This window comes from Streptomyces sp. NBC_00258 (assembly GCF_036182465.1).
Lineage (GTDB): Bacteria > Actinomycetota > Actinomycetes > Streptomycetales > Streptomycetaceae > Streptomyces.
This window is the reverse complement of record NZ_CP108081.1, coordinates 10,148,120-10,164,728: the sequence shown is the minus strand read 5'-3', so window position 1 is coordinate 10,164,728 and position 16,609 is coordinate 10,148,120. Positions and strand designations below refer to the sequence as shown.

Genomic DNA, 16,609 nt, shown 5'->3' with positions numbered 1-16,609 from the left:
CCCCTAGGAGGGTGACAGCGCGCCGAAACCCGCGCTCATCCACCGAGGAGGTCCGATGCACGACGAGCACGCGACACCGGAACCCGACGAGAACCCCGAGGGCCACTCCCGACGCTCGGTCCTGCGCACGGCCGGAGCCGCCGGAGCGGGTCTGGGGATCGGCGCGCTCGCGGGTGGGGGCACGGCTCACGCGGCCGAGCCCGGGACGGCGGCGGAGACCGCACCCGGGGCAGCGGCGGAAGCCGAACCCGCCGTTCCCGCCGCGAAGGGCAGAACCATGATCGGCGTGCCCTTCGACGGGCGCGGCACGGTACGGGTGGGGATCATCGGGCTCGGCAACCGCGGCAACGGCATGATCGACCTGTTCCTCGCCCTCGACGGAGTCCGCGTCGTCGCACTGTGCGACCCGGTCAAGGACAAGATCGCGAGCGCCGCTTCCAAGGTGGTGGCCGCGGGCCAGCCCGCCCCGGCGACGTACACGAAGGGCGATCACGACTTCGTCGGTCTGTGCGAGCGCGGCGACCTCGACTTCGTGTACGTGGCGACGCCCTGGGACTGGCACTTCGAGATGGCGAAGACGGCGATGCTCAGCGGCAAGCACGTCGGCGTGGAGTGTCCGGTCGCCATGCGGCTCGACCAGCTCTGGGAACTGGTCGACCTCTCCGAGCGCACCCGCAGACACTGCATGCAGCTGGAGAACTGCTGCTACGGCAGGAACGAGATGCGGGTCCTGCGCATGGCACACGCCGGGAAGTTCGGCCGGCTGCTGCACGGCGCGGGCGCCTACAACCACGATCTGCGCGGCCTGATGTTCGACCCGGACTACTACGAGGGCCCGTGGCGGCGACTCTGGCACACCCGGCTGCGCGGCGACCTCTACCCGAACCACGGTTTCGGGCCCGTCGCCAACTACATGGACGTCAACCGCGGTGACCGCGTCACCCACGTCTCCAGCTTCGGCACGCCCTCGCTCGGACTCGCCGAGTACCGCGCGGCGAACATGCCGCCGGGCGACCCGAGCTGGAAGGAGACGTACATCGAGAGCGACCGGACCATCAGCCTCGTACAGACCGCCAAGGGACGGGTGATCCGGCTCGAACACGATGTGTCGACGCCACACCCCTACTCGCGGATCAACAGTCTCGGCGGCACGAAGGGTGTCTTCGAGGACTACCCGGAGCGGATCTACATAGAGCCGGACCACACAGATGACGCCTGGGGTGACTTCGGGGAGTACGCCGACTGGGATCACTGGCTGTGGAAGGAGCACTCCAACCCGCCCGGCGGACACGGCGGGATGGACTACATCATGCTGTTCCGGCTGATGCAGTGCATGCGGCTCGGGCTCGTACCGGACTTCGACGTGTACGACGCCGCCACCTGGACCGCGCCGGTGCCGCTGAGCCATGCCTCGATCAAGGCGCACGGGGCACCGCAGGCGATCCCCGACTTCACGCGCGGGCTGTGGAAGAAGGAGCGGTCGGGGGTGGACTCGCAGAAGCCGCAGGGGTGACCGGGCGGAAGTGACCCCCGGGGGCGCGTCCTTCGGGGGTGGAGCCTTCGGATGGTGGGAGGCGTGGGGCCCGGCGTCGAGCGGATGCGCCGGGCCCCGGCTCTCAACTCGCTTCGCCCGCGGGCTCCTTGGCCAAGGAGGCCTTGACCTCGGCGGGTTCCTCCGCCGAGTCAGTGGGCGCCTCGCCCTTGTCCGGAGTGTCCGCCGGCGTGGTCCGAGCGGTCTGCGCGGGCGCTTCCGCCTTCGGGTCGCTGCCGCCGGGCGTCACGTCCTCCTCCACGAACGCGATCTCGCCGTCGAGCATCTTCTTCGCCCGGTCCGTGTCCAGGGCTCCCTCCCAGCGGGAGACAGCGAAGACGGCGACACAGTTGCCGAGCAGGTTGGTGACGACGCGCATCGAGTCCATGATGCGGTCGACGCCGAGCAGCAGGGCCACGGCCCCGGCGGGGATGGCGCCGAGCGAGGAGGCGGTCGCCGACAGGGCGAGGAAGGCCGAGCCCGGGATGCCGGCCATGCCCTTGCTGGTCAGCATGAGCACCAGGATCACGGTGACCTGCTGGCCCAGGCTGAGATCGACGCCCACGGCCTGCGCGATGAACAGGGTGCCGATGGAGAGGTAGATCGAGGCTCCGTCGAGGTTGAAGGAGTACCCCGTCGGCAGCACCAGACCCACCGCGTCGTCACGGGCTCCCGCCTGGCGCAGCTTCTGCATCATGCGGGGCATGACCGTCTCGCTGGACGCGGTGCCGAGCGCGAGCAGCAACTCCGCACGCGTGTAACGGACGAACTTCCACAGGCTCAGCCCGGTGACCAGCTTCAACGCGACGGCGAGCAGCACGAGGAAGAGCACCGCCACGGCGTAGCAGAGAACGATGAGCTTGCCGTACGTCTCCATGACCCCGAGGCCGTACTCCCCCACCAGGTGGACCATGGCGCCGAAGACGGCGAGGGGGGCGAGCTTCATGACGAAGCCGACGATCGCGAAGATGATCTCCTGGACCTGCTCGATGGCGGGCAGGATCGCGGGCACCTTGGTGTTGCCGAGGTGGAGCAGCGCGGCGCCCGTCAGGCAGGCCAGCACAAGGACCTGCAGCAGTGAGTTCTCGGCGAAGGCGCCGACCGCGCTCTGCGGCAACGCGTCCAGGATGAACTCCGTGGTCGTCGGCAACGCACCGCCGGCGGTCTTGTCGTCGACCGCCGAGGCGTCGAGCTTCGACGGGTCGACGTTCATGCCCGAGCCGGGGGCGAAGACGTTGGCGGCGATCAGGCCGATGAGCAGCGCGGCGGTGGAGGCGATCTCGAACCAGATCAGGGCCTTGAGCCCGATCCGCCCGAAGGCCTTCAGGTTGCCGGCCTTGGCGATGCCGACGACGACCACACAGAACACGAGCGGCGAGATCACCGTCTTGATGAGACGCACGAAACCGTCGCCGAGCGGCTGGAAGGTCGTGGCCGTGTCCGGCCACAACCTTCCGACGACGATTCCGAGTACGAGCGCGCAGGCTACCTGCGCGAACAGTGAGGTACGCAGTATGCGTGCGACGCGTCGCGGGGACGGTACAGACGGCGGCACGGGCACTCCTCCAGGGGGACTTCTGGGATGCGGAAAGCGGATTCCGCGGTGATCACTATCGGGGGAGTTTGCTACCGCCGGAGACCTCGATGTGACAGGCATGTAAATCATCGAGGATGTGGCACGTCCCACACCGGCCCGTTCAGCAGTCCGCGCGGTCCTCGGTGAGCGTCCCCTGCACGGTCACCAGCGTCCGGTCGTGACAACCGCCCGACCCGTACAGCCGGAAGCGCTCACGGGTCGTGCCGACCGCGTGCCGTTGATCGCGCGGCACGTTCGCCGTATACGTGGCGTCGCCCACGTAGCTGTCGTCGAGCCGGGACCACGCCGTACGCCGACCGCCGCGTGTCTCCTCGACCGCGGCATGGTCCCCCAGCGAGAGCACGGTCCGCAGCCGGTCGCCCGCGCCGAGCGTGGTGGTGCCGTCCATGGTGTAGATCCGGTGCGTCCGGGTCGACTTGGCGGCCCCGCGCCCGTCCACGGTGACCGTCTCGTCGTCGGTCCAGGTTCCCTTCAGCGCGTCGGTGTTCTCGCCGTCGGTCCAGCGGTGCACGGAGGTGTTGGCCAGTCGGCGGTCGACGGTGGTTCTCACGCGGCCGTGCGAGGTGTCGACGTACCCGGCCACGGTCAGCCGGTGCCCGGCCTCGGTGTCGAGACGGTGCTCCGAACCCGGCGTGTACGTCGAGGAGTTGTCGAGGTCTCCCGCCCTGTGCGCGGTGAGTTTTCCGGTGACGTGCTTGCTCTTCGCGTCCTGCCAGACGAGGACGTTCACCGGGGCGCTCCAGCCGCTCTGGCCTTCGGGAACGCCCACTACGGAGACGTCGATCCGGTGCGGACGGCCGTCGTTGAGCAGCCCGGCGAACGGCGTCAGGTCGTACTCGACGGGCTTGATGTCGAAGGCGCGCGGGCCGGGAATCACGTACCAGAGGAACGGGTTGGACCAGCCTCCGGTCCATACGGTCGGGAACGGCGCCGCGATGCCCGCGAGTCGGCCGTCGACCTTGATCTGCACCTCTCGGTAGGGGCCGTCGCCCGCCTTGCAGGAGTACGGCGCGGCGTCGGGCACCGTCAGATACCAGTACTCCTCGCAGCCGCCGCCCGACCCTGTGGCGTATACCTCGGCGACGATGCGTTCACTGTTGCGGGGCGTGGTGAGGGCGCCGTCCTGGAGGGTGAGTACGCGGTCGGGGGCCTTCTTCGCGGCGGGCTCGCCCTCGTGGAGAGCGGCGGCCGGCTCGCCCGCGTAGAAGGTGAGCGTGACCTTGACGTCGATGATGCCCGTGTAGGTGTCGTCCACGACGTTCCCGATGAGCATCTCGACGTTCTGGTTCTGCCGGAACGTGTCGCTGTAGCGCGTGACGTCCTTCTCCACCGACCACTCGATACCGTCGGGCGAGGGCTGCGGAGTGGACGTACGGAAGACCTCCACTCCGCCGATGTGCAGATGGCCGAGCCGGTCGAACTGCCGCCCCTTGACCTTCCCTTCGAGGCGCAGGACGACCTTGCTCCAGCGGTCGCCGCAGCCGCGCGGGGGCACGTATGCGCCCTTGTAGGGCGTGAAGTCCTTGAACTGGGCCTCGGCTACGGTGACGTCGCAGGACTTGGTGTCCGGTCGGGTGACCGGCGGCGCGGCGGTGACCGGGTCGTGCCAGTCGGTGCCGAACTCGGCAGGCGCGTCGGCCGATTGCGCGGGGACCGCCCCGAGGAGGGTGCTCGCCACGAGGGTCACCCCGGCGAGCATGGACATGATGATCCGTCTTCTCATGGGCGGTGTTCTACGGGGAGTTGGCCCGGGCCGCAATGCGTCCTCGGGCCATGACGGGCCCCCTCGACCGGATCTGCCCTCCTCAGTACGGTGGTGCGACCGGTTGGCGGGGGGACGCAATGGATCGGGAACGGGACAACGCGCCGCGCGAGTTGTCCCGTTTCGCCCTCGGCCCCGTGGCGGGTCTGGCGGCCGTCCTCGCCGCCGTACTGACCGCGCTGTCCGGCCGATACGGGTATCACCGCGACGAGTTGTACTTCCTCGCGGCGGGCGATCGTCCGGCCTGGGGGTACGTCGACCAGCCGCCGCTTACGCCGTTCCTGGCGCGGGCGGCCACCGCGCTGTTCGGGGACTCAACCGTCGCGTTGCGGGTCCCGGCGACTCTCGCCTTCGTGGCCGCCGTCTTCGTGGTCGCCCTCGTCGCACGGGAGTTGGGCGGTGACCGCAGGACACAGGTGGTCGCGGCGGGGCTCGCGGGCGTGTCCGCGCAACCGTTGGCCGTCGGGCACATGGTGTCGACCGCCGGTTTCGACCTGCTGGCCTGGCTGCTGATCTGCTGGCTGGTACTGCGCCTGCTGCGCACCGGCGACGGGCGCTGGTGGCTTGCGATCGGCCTGTGCGTCGGAGTCGGTCTGCTGAACAAGTACCTCGTGGCGCTGCTGGTCGTCGCGCTGCTCGCGGGTGTACTCGCCGTGGGGCCGCGGCGGGTGCTGCGCAGCCCGTGGCTGCTCGCCGGCGCGGCCGCGGCCCTAGCGGTGGCGGCGCCCAATCTGTGGTGGCAGGCGGATCGCAACTGGCCTCAGCTGACGGTCGCGGAGGGGATCGGCACGGACGACGGGACCGAGAACCGGATCCTGTTCGTGCCCGAGCAACTCATCTATCTGTCCCCGCTGTTCGTGCCGGTGTGGATCGCGGGCTGGCTGCGGCTCCTGCACGATCCGCCCATGCGGTGGGCTCGTCCGACGGCGGTCGCGTACCCCCTGCTGTGCGTGCTGGTCATGGCACTGGGCGGCAAGGGCTACTACGTCGTTCCCCTGCTGATCGTGCTCCTCGTGGCGGGCTGCGAACCGGCTCTGGCCTGGACGCGGCGGCATGGCCGTACGTGGCCCGTGGCGGCCGTGCTCGTGACCGTCGCGGTCAACGCGATGGTCACCCTGCCCGTGCTGCCGCCGAGTTCGCTCGCCGTGCCGATGGCACTCAACAAGGAGCAGGGGGAACAGGTGGGCTGGCCCGCACTCGCCGACGCGACCGCGAAGGGCTGGTCCGTGATTCCGGCCGGCGAGCGGGCGCGTGCCGTGCTCTTCACGCAGAACTACGGCGAGGCGGGCGCCCTGGACCGCTACGGCCCCGAGCGCGGGCTGCCCAGGTCCTACTCCGGCCATATGAGCTACGCCGACTGGGGCCCTCCGCCGGACTCGGCCGACGGACCGGTGCTCGTCGTGCGGCAGGAGGACGCGGAAGGCATCGAGCGGTACTTCACCGACTGCCGTCGAGTGGCGCGCGTGGACAACGGGCACGGGGTGGAGAACGAGGAGCAGGGCGCGGCCGTGGTGCTGTGCGCGGGGACGACTCAGCCGTGGTCGCGGCTGTGGCCGTCCCTTCGCCACTACTACTGAGGCACTCAGTTGCCACTGAGGGCACGCAGTGGCAACTGAGGGCACGCAGTGGCCGGTGACAGGCGGTCAGGCGGCCTTGAGGTTGGCCTTGTCGCCCATCACCACGACCGGTTTCCGGTCCGGGTCGAGGGTGCGCAACAGGTACTCCATGCCGGACTTGGGCAGACTCACGCAGGCCGACGTACCGCTGCCGTGGTCCATGTGGAGCCAGATGCTGCCGCCTTTGGACTGGCCCTGGGGGCGGGTCGGATCGTTCGGCGAGGTGCCCTTGACGCGGTTGTAGTCGATGGCGATGACGTAGTCGAAGTCGTTCCAGTGCGACTTGGCCCAGTAGTGCGGGGCCTGGAAACCCGCCGACTCGGTGTACGGGAGCTTGGCTCCGGGATCGGCGAGCACTCCGCCCGCGTCGCTGAGCGTGAAGACCCCGACGGGGCTGCGCTTGTCGTTCTCCCGGTGGTCGGTCGTCCAGCCCTTCTTGCCGTTGTGGCCCTTCCAGCTCCGGGTCTTGTCCCAGGTGGAGCCGGACTTGGTGTAGAGGACGATCGTGGAGTCCGCCGAGTTCTCGCCCTCTCCGTAGACGGCCACGACCTGGCGGGAGCCCTCGGGAATCTGCTTCTGCAGCTTGTCGCCGACGTCAGGGATGGTCTTGAGATCGACGGTGCGCGCCCGCTCGGACCCGGTCCCGTTGTCAGCCTGCCCGTCGCTCTTCTTTCCGCTCCCGCCGTCCGAACCGCCGCAGGCCGCCAGGGACATCAGAAGGGCACCGGACACCGCGGCCGCGGCCGTCGTGCGCATCGCACCGCCTATTCGCATCGGTCCATCGTCGCACCACGATCCGGACGATTGCGTCCGGCCCCTCGGCTTCCGGGCGATATGCGGGCGGTCCGGGCCGAATCTTTGCCTCGCGGCGGAAAACCGTTTGCCTGCGGACACTCTGTGACGCGAACCTTTCACGGTTTGTTGCCTCCCCCCACTCCGTTCTACGAGCCCCCTGGGACGTCATGCAGATTCAAGACCTTCCGTATCCCGACCCGGGTGTGCCGGACGCACGCTCGGGGCCCCGGTTCCTGGTGTGGCTCGGCCGGAATCAGCTCGGCGGACAGGCGAAGGCACTGGCCTGGGGTCTGCTGCACTTCCTGTCCGTGTCCGGACTGCCCTTCTGTGTGGGCTTCGCCGTGCAGGCCGTCGTGGACCGCTCCGGTGCGCGGCTCGGCATGGCGGGCGGGCTGATCGCGCTGTGCGGGGTCGGAATCGCGCTGGGCGACACCATGCTCCACCGGGCCGCGGTCACCAACTGGATCACCGCGGCCGCACGCGTCCAGCAGCTCCTGGCGCGCAGGACCGCCCTGCTGGGCTCCGCCTTGACGCGGCGCGTGGCGGCCGGCGAGATCGTCGCGGTCTCGACCGGTGACGTGGAGAAGATCGGCTGGTTCGTGGAGGCCGTGTCGCGGTTCACCGCGGCCGCGGTCACGATCGTGCTCGTCTGTGTCGCCCTGGTCGTCTACCAGCCGGCGCTCGGCGTCGTGGTCGCCGTGGGTGTGCCCGTCCTGGCGCTCGCGGTGCTGCCCCTGCTGCCCCGGGCGACCCGGCGTGCCGACTTCCAGCGCGAGAAGGCGGGACACGCCACCGAGCTCGCCTCGGACACCGTCGCGGGACTGCGCGTGCTGCGCGGCATCGGCGGCGAGGAGCTGTTCCTCGACCGCTACCGCCGCGCCTCGCAGGAGGTCCGGCACGCGGCCGTGCGCAGCGCCCGTATGTGGGCACTGATCTCCGCGATCCAGGTACTGCTGCCCGGGCTGCTGCTGATCGTCGTCGTCTGGCACGGCGTGAACCTGGCCCGCGACGGCCGGATCACCGTCGGCGAACTGGTCACCGTGTACAGCGCCGTCATGCTCCTCACCTATCCGCTCCGTCACTTCGAGGAGATCGCGATGGCCTACTCCTTCTCCCGGCCGTCCGCGAAACGCGCCGCCCGGGTGCTGTCGCTGGAGCGGGCGACGGACGGCGAGGGCTCGCGCGAGGCCGTCGTACCTGCCGGTGATCTGTACGACCCGGCGACCGGGCTGCTCGCACCCGCCGGACGGCTCACCGCCGTGGTGTGCGGTGACCCGGACGCCGCGGGCGTGCTGGCCGAGCGGCTCGGTGGTCACGCGGCGGACTCCTCGGAGCTGCCGTCGGCGCTGGTCGGCGGCGTACCGCTGGACGAGCTGCCGCTCGACTCCGCCCGCAGCGCCGTCCTCGTCCAGGACAAGGACCCGGTGCTGCTCTCCGGCACGCTGCGCGAACTGCTCGACGTGCCCGCCTCCGGGGACGTCAGTTCCGAGGAGGCACTGGCCGCCGCGCAGTGCGGCGACGTCCTGGACGCGCTCGCCCAGGGGTCTCTGGACGCCGCCGATCCGATGGACGCCCGGATCACCGAACGCGGCCGCTCCCTGTCGGGCGGCCAGCGCCAGCGTCTCGCGCTGGCCCGGTCGCTGATCACGGACCCGGAGGTGCTCGTCCTGGACGAACCGACGTCCGCGGTCGACTCGCACACCGAGGCGCGCATCGCCGACGGCGTCCGGTCCCTGCGCCAGGGCCGTACGACGGTGGTGTTCACCTCGTCGCCGCTGCTCCTCGACCACGCGGACCGGGTCGTGCTCGTCCACGAGGGCGAGGTCGCGGCGGTCGGCGTGCACCGCGAGTTGCTGCACAGCGAGCCCCGGTACCGGGCCGTGGTGACCCGTGAGACCGACGACGAGGCCACCGCACACGAACTGGGCAGCCGCCTGCAAGAACTGGAAGAAATCGAGGAGACCGCATGATCGGCGTGGCGCCACCGGCCTACGACCCGGCCGCCCCGACGACCGCAGAGACCCTGCCCGTCGGCGCCCCCGCGACCGTACGCGCCTACGTGACCGAACTGTTCCAACGGCACCGCCGTGCCTTCCTGCTGCTCATCACCGTCAACACGGTCGCCGTCATCGCCTCGATGGTGGGCCCCTACCTGCTGGGTTCGCTCGTCCAGCGCGTCGCCGACGGAACCGCCGCGGCACGCGAACTGCACATGGAGCGCACCGCCGCGCTGTTCGTCCTCGCCCTCGTCGTCCAGGCCGTGTTCGTACGTCAGGTGCGGCTGCGGGGCGCGATGCTCGGCGAGCGGATGCTGGCCGACCTGCGCGAGGACTTCCTCGTACGGTCGGTGAGGCTGCCGCCGGGTGTCCTGGAGCGGGCCGGAACGGGGGATCTGCTGTCCCGGATCACCACGGACATCGACCGGCTGGCCAACGCCATGCGCGAGGCCGTGCCGCAGCTGGCCATCGGTGTGGTGTGGGTGGCGCTGCTGCTCGGCGGGCTCGCCGTGACCGCGCCGCCGCTCGCGCCCGCCGTGCTGGTCGCCGTCCCGATCCTGGTGGTCGGCTGCCGCTGGTACTTCAAGCGCGCTCCGTCCGGCTACCGCTCCGAGGCCGCCGGTTACGCCGCCGTGGCCGCCGTGCTCTCGGAGACCGTGGACGCGGGCCGCACCATCGAGGCGCATCGCCTGAGCGAGCGCCGCATCGGACTGTCGGACCGGCGGGTCCAGGAGTGGACCGCCTGGGAGCGGTACACCCTGTGGCTGCGCTCGGTGCTCTTCCCGGTCATCAACCTCACCCACGTCACGGTCCTCGGCTCGGTCCTGATGATCGGCGGGTACTTCGTCCTCCAGGGCTGGATCGGGGTGGGGCAGCTGACGACGGGCGCCCTGATCGCGCAGATGCTCGTCGATCCGGTGGGCCTGATCCTGCGCTGGTACGACGAGCTCCAGGTGGCCCAGGTCTCGCTGGCCCGGCTGGTCGGCGTCCGCGACATCGAGCCGGACGCCGGTGACGCGTCCCTGGCCCCCGACGGACGGGACGTGCACGCCGACCGGGTGCACTTCGGCTACCGCGAGGGCGTCGACGTGCTGCGCAAGGTCACCCTGGAGGTCGCGCCCGGCACCCGGCTGGCCCTGGTCGGTCCGTCCGGCGCGGGCAAGTCCACGCTGGGCAGGCTGCTCGCCGGAATCTACGCACCCCGTACCGGCCGGATCACGCTGGGCGGCGCCGAGCTGTCCCGGATGTCCGCCGAACGGGTCCGCTCCCATGTGGCGCTGGTCAACCAGGAACACCACGTGTTCGTGGGCGCCCTGCGCGACAACCTGCTCCTCGCCCGCACGGAAGCCGACGACGCCGAGCTGTGGGCCGCCCTCGGCGCGGTCGACGCCGACGGCTGGGCGCGGGCGCTGGACGACGGTCTGGACACCGAGGTCGGCTCGGGCGGGCTGGCCCTCACTCCGGCCCAGGCGCAGCAGATCGCGCTCGCCCGGCTGGTGCTCGCCGATCCGCACACGCTGGTCCTGGACGAGGCCACCTCGCTCCTCGACCCGCGCGCGGCCCGGCATCTGGAGCGCTCCCTGGCCCGGGTCCTGGACGGCCGCACCGTGGTCGCCATCGCGCATCGGCTGCACACCGCCCACGACGCGGACGTCATCGCGGTCGTCGAGAACGGCCGCATCAGCGAGCTGGGCAGTCATGATCAACTGGTCGCCGCAGACGGCGCGTACGCGGCACTGTGGCGGTCCTGGCACGGGTGAGCGGGCAATGCCCCCGGTCGGCCTCTGTGCGGGCCGACCGGGGCCGGTCCGGGGTCCACTCATGAGCGGGGCGGGGTCACGCAGCGGCGTGCTCCCCGCCCCGGCCCGTTCCCACCGCTGGTGACAGCCGCCGGGCCCCGTGCCGTTGCGCGGTGTCGAAGAGGGGTGGAAGGGTGGATGTCGGCACCGGCTCGGGGAACGCCCGGGAACCGCCTGGTTCCGTGCGTTCCGTACAGGCGAGGCCTGGGCCGAGCGGCCCGCGCACCCGCCACCGAACACGGTGACAGCAGGCCGGCCCGCACCACCTGGAGGTACCCGTGGACAGCGCCGACGGTTGGGGAGACGACGTCTACCAGCCCGACGGATCCGAGGTTCAGGACGACGCGGGGCTGCTCGACGCCGAGGACACCCTGGAATCCGACGGCGTGAACGATCCTCTGGACCGGGGCTGGTCACCGCCGGAGCGACCGTGGGCGGTGGAGCGCAACGACGTGACCGCTGCCGAGCGCCATCGCGGCGAGACCCTGGACGAGCGCCTCCTGGAAGAGGTCCCGGAGCTCGCGGCACCGGACGGTGACGGCATCGGAGACTGCCCGGACTCGGACGGGGAGCCCTTGGACAACGAGGTGGGCGACCTCCGCTCCGGCCGTCTCGTGGCGCCGAACGAAGGAGCGCACGAGGATGGCGAGAGCGGTCTGATCGCCACCGACGTGGGCATCGACGGCGCCGCTGCCTCGGCGGAAGAGGCCGCCATGCACATCGTCGACGAGGACTCCCCGTACGGCTGACGGGGCTGCTCCCGTCGTCTCCGCCGACCTGTCCGCGCACCCCCTCCCCAGGCAAGGAGCAGTCATGCAGCAGGACAAGCAGCCCGACTACCACCCCGTGGTCTTCCGTGACCGCGCCGCCGGATACGCCTTCCTCACCCGGTCCACCGCGACCAGCGACCGGACGATCGACTGGGACGACGGCGAGACGTACCCCGTCGTGGACGTGGAGATCTCCTCCGAGAGCCACCCCTTCTACACGGGCAAGGCCCGGACCGTGGACACGGAGGGCCGGGTCGCCCAATTCGAGAAGCGGTACGGGAGCGGAAACCAGGGGCAGGCGCCGAGCGGGGGCGACGCGGCCTGATCGTGCCCGGGGGCTGGTGTCAGGCCGTCGGGGGACGGCGCTCGCCCAGCGGTCGCGGTCGTTCAGATGAAGTTGAGAGCGGCCGCGCAGCCCACTCCGCCGAGCAACATGAACGCCGGCATCAGGACCTTCAGCTCGACCCAGCTGCCCGCCCGGAACCGCAGCGCCTTGGGCGGTCCGATCGGGTACCAGCGCTTGCGGCCGACCGGGATCGGCCACAGGATCGGGCAGCCCGACACCGTCAACGCGTCCCCGATGTCGTGCACCAGCGCGCCGAGCAGGATCGGCAGTCCGAGCCACAGGTACTCCTGGCCCGGCGCCGTGAACAGCCAGTCGGCGCCGTTGCCGGGCTTGTCCAGTACTCCCGCGAGGATCCAGGCACTCGTCGCGGCCAGCAGCCACACGAGGATGTCGGCGCTGGAGCCGCGCGTCGCCCGCCAGAGCAGCCCCTCGATCGCGAGCACTATGTGCACGAAGAGGAGCGCCAGGACCCCCCAGCGGCCTCCCGTGATCGCGATGGCCGAGGCTCCCGCACCGATCAGCACCGCCCACAGCCAGGTGTGCGTCAGAGTGCGGTGCCCGCCGGAGCGACGCGGGTCGCCCGCCTTCTTCGTCCCCTTGTAGACGGCGTAGGAAAGCTTGTCGACGATCTCGCACAGCCCTCGCGAGACGGGTCCGAAGGCCCGCGAGATGGTCGCCGCCTTGTGGTCCAGATCCGGGGCGAGTGCCGCGCCCGCGCAGATCAGCGCGCCGACCAGGAGGACCGGCCAGGGCATCGTGTGTCCCGTGGCGGCCGCCGCGGCTCCGACGCCCAGCCAGGCCGCCGCTCCCGACAGTGAGTGTGCTGGTCCCATCATCGCCGTACCCCGCCCCATTCCACTTGTACTGACAGCCAGTTGCCCAGGCGCGCTGACGCTCCGTCGGCGCCACAGCGTAGCGTTCGTGATCTTCCGCCCCACAGCCGATTCCCCCCTCAAGGGCGTTCACAGGCAAGATGGGGGCGTGACCCTTATCGATCAGCTGCCGAAGACCGCAGATCCCGACGCCCTCTACGAAGCCTTCGAGTCGTGGGCCGGGGAACGCGGTCTCACGCTCTACCCCCACCAGGAGGAGGCGCTGATCGAGGTGGTTTCGGGCGCGAACGTGATCGTTTCGACGCCCACCGGTTCCGGCAAGAGCATGATCGCCGCGGGTGCGCATTTCGCGGCGCTCGCCCGGGACGAGGTCACCTTCTACACGGCGCCGATCAAGGCTCTCGTCTCGGAGAAGTTCTTCGAACTGTGCAAGATGTTCGGCACCGAGAACGTCGGCATGCTGACCGGCGACGCGTCCGTGAACTCCGACGCGCCGGTCATCTGCTGCACCGCCGAGGTCCTGGCATCCATCGCGCTGCGCGACGGCAAGCGGGCCGATGTCGGCCAGGTCGTGATGGACGAGTTCCACTTCTACGCCGAGGGCGACCGCGGCTGGGCCTGGCAGATCCCGATCCTCGAACTGCCGCAGGCCCAGTTCATCCTGATGTCGGCGACGCTCGGCGACGTCTCGATGTTCGAGGAGGACCTGACCCGGCGCACCGGGCGTCCCACCGCGGTCGTCCGCTCGGCGACCCGGCCCGTGCCCCTCTCCTACGAGTACAAACTGACGCCGCTCACGGAGACGCTCACCGAGCTTCTGGAGACCAAGCAGGCGCCCGTCTACATCGTGCACTTCACGCAGGCCCAGGCCGTGGAGCGGGCGCAGGCGCTGATGAGCATCAACATGTGCACGCGTGAGGAGAAGGACCAGATCGCCGAGCTGATCGGCAACTTCCGCTTCACCACCAAGTTCGGCCGCAATCTCTCCCGCTACGTACGGCACGGCATCGGTGTGCACCACGCCGGCATGCTGCCCAAGTACCGGCGTCTGGTGGAGAAGCTGGCGCAGGCCGGTCTGCTGAAGGTCATCTGCGGCACGGACACCCTCGGTGTCGGCGTCAACGTCCCCATCCGCACCGTGCTGTTCACGGCTCTGACGAAGTACGACGGCACCCGGGTGCGGACGCTGCGCGCACGGGAGTTCCACCAGATCGCGGGCCGTGCCGGACGGGCGGGCTTCGACACGGCGGGCTTCGTCGTGGCGCAGGCTCCCGAGCATGTCGTGGAGAACGAGAAGGCCCTCGCCAAGGCGGGCGACGACCCGAAGAAGCGTCGCAAGGTGGTGCGCAAGAAGGCGCCTGAAGGCTTCGTCGCCTGGACGGAGAACACGTTCGCGAAACTGATCTCGTCCGACCCGGAGCCGCTGACCTCCCGCTTCCGGGTCACGCACACGATGCTTCTCTCGGTGATCGCCCGGCCCGGCAACGCCTTCGCCGCGATGCGGCATCTGCTGGAGGACAACCACGAGCCGCGCAAGCAGCAACTGCGGCACATCCGGCGGGCGATCGCCATCTACCGCTCGCTCCTCGACGGCGGCGTCGTGGAGAAGCTCGACGAGCCGGACGCCGAGGGGCGCATCGTGCGGCTCACCGTCGACCTGCAGCAGGACTTCGCCCTCAACCAGCCGCTGTCGACCTTCGCGCTGGCCTCGTTCGAGCTCCTGGATCCCGAGTCGCCTTCGTACGCCCTGGACATGGTGTCCGTCGTGGAGTCCACGCTGGACGATCCTCGGCAGATCCTCGCCGCCCAGCAGAACAAGGCCCGCGGCGAGGCCGTCGCGGCGATGAAGGCGGACGGCGTCGAGTACGAGGACCGCATGGAGCGGCTCCAGGACGTGTCGTACCCCAAGCCGCTGGAAGAGCTGCTCTTCCACGCGTACGACACCTACCGCAAGAGCCATCCGTGGGTGGGCGACCATCCCCTCTCCCCGAAGTCCGTCATCCGTGACATGTACGAACGGGCCATGTCCTTCACGGAGTTCGTGTCCTACTACGAGCTTGCCCGCACCGAGGGCATCGTCCTCCGTTACCTGGCAAGTGCCTACAAGGCCCTCGACCACACCGTCCCCGACGACCTGAAGTCGGACGACCTGGAGGACCTGATCGCCTGGCTCGGCGAGATGGTGCGTCAGGTCGACTCCAGTCTCCTCGACGAGTGGGAGCAACTCGCCAACCCGGAGGTGATGACGGCCGAGGAGGCCCAGGAGAGGGCCGACCAGGTCAAACCGGTCACCGCCAATGCTCGCGCCTTCCGGGTGCTCGTCCGCAACGCCATGTTCCGCCGCGTCGAGCTCGCCGCCCTCGACCATGTCGGGGAACTCGGCGAGATGGACGGCGAGTCCGGCTGGGACGCCGACGCCTGGGGCGAGGCGATGGACAAGTACTGGGACGAGTACGACGACCTCGGTACCGGCCCCGACGCGCGCGGGCCCAAGTTGCTGCTCATCGAGGAGGAGCCGCAGAACGGACTGTGGCGCGTTCGCCAGGCCTTCGCCGACCCGAACGGCGATCACGACTGGGGCATCAGCGCGGAGATCGACCTCGCGGCCTCGGACGCCGAGGGCCGTGCCATCGTCAAGGTCACCGACGTCGGCCAGTTGTGAGCACAGGAGAACGCGACACATGACGAATCCAGCGGAGCGACTCGTCGACCTGCTCGACCTGGAGCAGATCGAGGTCAACATCTTCCGTGGGCGCAGCCCGCAGGAGTCCCTGCAGCGGGTCTTCGGCGGGCAGGTGGCGGGCCAGGCCCTGGTCGCCGCCGGCCGCACCACGGACGGCGAACGCCCCGTGCACTCGCTGCACGCGTACTTCCTGCGCCCGGGCCGGCCGGGCGTGCCGATCGTGTACCAGGTCGAACGGGTCCGCGACGGCCGGTCGTTCACCACGCGTCGCGTCACCGCCGTGCAGCAGGGCCGCACGATCTTCAATCTGACCGCCTCCTTTCACAAGCCTGAGGAAGGGAGCTTCGAGCACCAGCTGCCGCCGGCGCGTGAGGTCCCGGATCCCGAGTCGCTCCCGACCGTCACTCAGGAGATCAAGGAGCATCTGGGTGCGCTCCCCGAGACGTTGGAGCGCATGGCCAGGCGCCAGCCCTTCGACATCCGCTACGCGGACCGGCTGCGCTGGACGCCCGAGGAGATCGAGCACGCCGAACCGCGCAGTGCCGTGTGGATGCGTGCCGTCGGTCCTCTGGGCGACGACCCTCTGGTCCACACCTGCGCGCTCACCTACGCGAGCGACATGACGCTTCTGGACGCCGTCCGTATCCCGGTGGAACCCCTCTGGGGCCAGCGCGGTTTCGACATGGCGTCCCTGGATCACGCGATGTGGTTCCATCGGCCGTTCCGTGCCGACGAGTGGTTCCTGTACGACCAGGAGTCGCCGATCGCGACGGGTGGCCGAGGGCTGGCCCGGGGCCGGATCTACGACCTGGAGGGACGTCTGCTCGTCTCTGTCGTCCAGGAGGGACTGTTCCGCAAGCTGGAGGGCTGACGCCGACGG

12 protein-coding genes are annotated in these 16,609 nt (G+C 70.1%); 8 read left to right on the top strand and 4 right to left on the bottom strand.

Going from position 1 to position 16,609, the window contains the following annotated elements; genetic code table 11:
- Nucleotides 1-55: 55 nt before the first annotated feature.
- Nucleotides 56-1,513 carry a Gfo/Idh/MocA family protein gene (locus tag OG718_RS45040; RefSeq protein WP_328846873.1) on the top strand — a complete coding sequence of 486 codons (1,458 nt, stop codon included), beginning with the start codon at nucleotides 56-58 and terminating at the stop codon, nucleotides 1,511-1,513.
- Between the two features lie 103 nt (nucleotides 1,514-1,616).
- On the opposite strand, the gene OG718_RS45035 is transcribed toward OG718_RS45040, so the two are convergent.
- Complete coding sequence (locus OG718_RS45035) at nucleotides 1,617-3,086, bottom strand: cation:dicarboxylate symporter family transporter (protein ID WP_328846872.1); 1,470 nt, start codon at nucleotides 3,084-3,086, stop codon at nucleotides 1,617-1,619.
- 142 nt (nucleotides 3,087-3,228) lie between these two features.
- Nucleotides 3,229-4,851: a peptide-N4-asparagine amidase gene (locus OG718_RS45030; protein ID WP_328846871.1), complete on the bottom strand. Its 1,623-nt coding sequence runs from the start codon at nucleotides 4,849-4,851 to the stop codon at nucleotides 3,229-3,231.
- A 119-nt stretch (nucleotides 4,852-4,970) separates the two neighbouring features.
- Here OG718_RS45030 and OG718_RS45025 point away from each other — a divergent pair, with 119 nt between their 5' ends.
- Nucleotides 4,971-6,467, top strand: a complete 1,497-nt coding sequence (locus tag OG718_RS45025; RefSeq protein ID WP_328846870.1) for a glycosyltransferase family 39 protein — start codon at nucleotides 4,971-4,973, stop codon at nucleotides 6,465-6,467.
- A gap of 66 nt (nucleotides 6,468-6,533) precedes the next feature.
- On the opposite strand, the gene OG718_RS45020 is transcribed toward OG718_RS45025, so the two are convergent.
- The gene (locus tag OG718_RS45020; RefSeq protein ID WP_186001026.1) at nucleotides 6,534-7,280 is read right to left on the bottom strand and encodes a hypothetical protein; all 747 of its coding nucleotides are present in this window, start codon (nucleotides 7,278-7,280) and stop codon (nucleotides 6,534-6,536) included.
- A gap of 188 nt (nucleotides 7,281-7,468) precedes the next feature.
- Between OG718_RS45020 and OG718_RS45015 the strand changes: the two genes are divergently transcribed.
- The 4 genes from OG718_RS45015 to OG718_RS45000 all read left to right on the top strand — a co-directional run bounded on the left by OG718_RS45015 (nucleotide 7,469) and on the right by OG718_RS45000 (nucleotide 12,192).
- The gene (locus OG718_RS45015; RefSeq protein ID WP_143633083.1) at nucleotides 7,469-9,271 is read left to right on the top strand and encodes an ABC transporter transmembrane domain-containing protein; all 1,803 of its coding nucleotides are present in this window, start codon (nucleotides 7,469-7,471) and stop codon (nucleotides 9,269-9,271) included.
- Complete coding sequence (locus OG718_RS45010; RefSeq protein ID WP_328846869.1) at nucleotides 9,268-11,058, top strand: ABC transporter ATP-binding protein; 1,791 nt, start codon at nucleotides 9,268-9,270, stop codon at nucleotides 11,056-11,058. Before OG718_RS45015 ends, OG718_RS45010 begins: the two co-directional genes overlap by 4 nt.
- A gap of 317 nt (nucleotides 11,059-11,375) precedes the next feature.
- Nucleotides 11,376-11,846, top strand: coding sequence for a DUF5709 domain-containing protein (locus tag OG718_RS45005; RefSeq protein ID WP_328846868.1), 471 nt, complete (start codon nucleotides 11,376-11,378; stop codon nucleotides 11,844-11,846).
- Nucleotides 11,847-11,910: 64 nt separating this feature from the next.
- On the top strand, nucleotides 11,911-12,192 hold the full coding sequence (locus OG718_RS45000) for a type B 50S ribosomal protein L31 (protein ID WP_328846867.1): 282 nt from the start codon (nucleotides 11,911-11,913) through the stop codon (nucleotides 12,190-12,192).
- Nucleotides 12,193-12,254: 62 nt separating this feature from the next.
- On the opposite strand, the gene OG718_RS44995 is transcribed toward OG718_RS45000, so the two are convergent.
- Nucleotides 12,255-13,049 carry a metal-dependent hydrolase gene (locus OG718_RS44995; protein ID WP_143633076.1) on the bottom strand — a complete coding sequence of 265 codons (795 nt, stop codon included), beginning with the start codon at nucleotides 13,047-13,049 and terminating at the stop codon, nucleotides 12,255-12,257.
- A 145-nt stretch (nucleotides 13,050-13,194) separates the two neighbouring features.
- Here OG718_RS44995 and OG718_RS44990 point away from each other — a divergent pair, with 145 nt between their 5' ends.
- Nucleotides 13,195-15,708, top strand: coding sequence for a DEAD/DEAH box helicase (locus tag OG718_RS44990; protein ID WP_143633074.1), 2,514 nt, complete (start codon nucleotides 13,195-13,197; stop codon nucleotides 15,706-15,708).
- Nucleotides 15,709-15,727: 19 nt separating this feature from the next.
- Nucleotides 15,728-16,600: an acyl-CoA thioesterase gene (locus tag OG718_RS44985; protein ID WP_143633072.1), complete on the top strand. Its 873-nt coding sequence runs from the start codon at nucleotides 15,728-15,730 to the stop codon at nucleotides 16,598-16,600.
- The last annotated feature ends 9 nt before the right edge of the window (nucleotides 16,601-16,609 follow it).